The organism is Acinetobacter lactucae, assembly GCF_013344765.1.
In the GTDB taxonomy this organism is placed as follows: domain Bacteria; phylum Pseudomonadota; class Gammaproteobacteria; order Pseudomonadales; family Moraxellaceae; genus Acinetobacter; species Acinetobacter lactucae_A.
Genome location: NZ_JABVBF010000415.1, coordinates 1 through 519 on the forward strand (window position 1 = coordinate 1; position 519 = coordinate 519).

Sequence of the window (519 nt, forward strand, 5' to 3'; positions counted from 1 at the left end):
ATATCATCTTGAATCAAATCCAGTTTTTTATTATCATAATTTGTATTAAAAGTTTAATATTTTAAATTAAGTTATAATTAGTTTTAACTAAATGGAATAGTAATGTCAAAAAAAGAAGATATTATAAATACTGCTTTAAATTTATTTAATCAGATTGGGTACAATGCTACGGGTGTTGACCGTATTATTGCTGAATCAAATGTTGCAAAAATGACTTTTTATAAATATTTTCCTTCAAAGGAAAATTTAATTATGGAGTGTTTGCAGCATCGAAATATAAATATTCAAAACGCAATCAATGAACAATTAAATCTACATCAAGAGGCTGGACCTCTTGAAAAAATTCATATTATTTTCGATTGGTATATAGAGTGGATCAATAGCGAAACATTTAATGGATGTTTATTTAAAAAGGCATTCATTGAAGTATCGAAACAGTATACTTCGATTCGTGAGCCATTTTACGAATATACAAAATGGTTGACTAATTTATTACATGAAAAGCTTGCTCAATTAGGT

Annotated in this window: 1 protein-coding gene; it reads left to right on the forward strand. The window is 26.2% G+C overall.

Annotated elements, in window-relative coordinates; genetic code table 11:
• Nucleotides 1-102 precede the first annotated feature (102 nt).
• Nucleotides 103-519 (forward strand): TetR/AcrR family transcriptional regulator (locus tag HUN22_RS17635; RefSeq protein ID WP_174732075.1); only part of this gene is annotated, 417 nt, incomplete at its 3' end.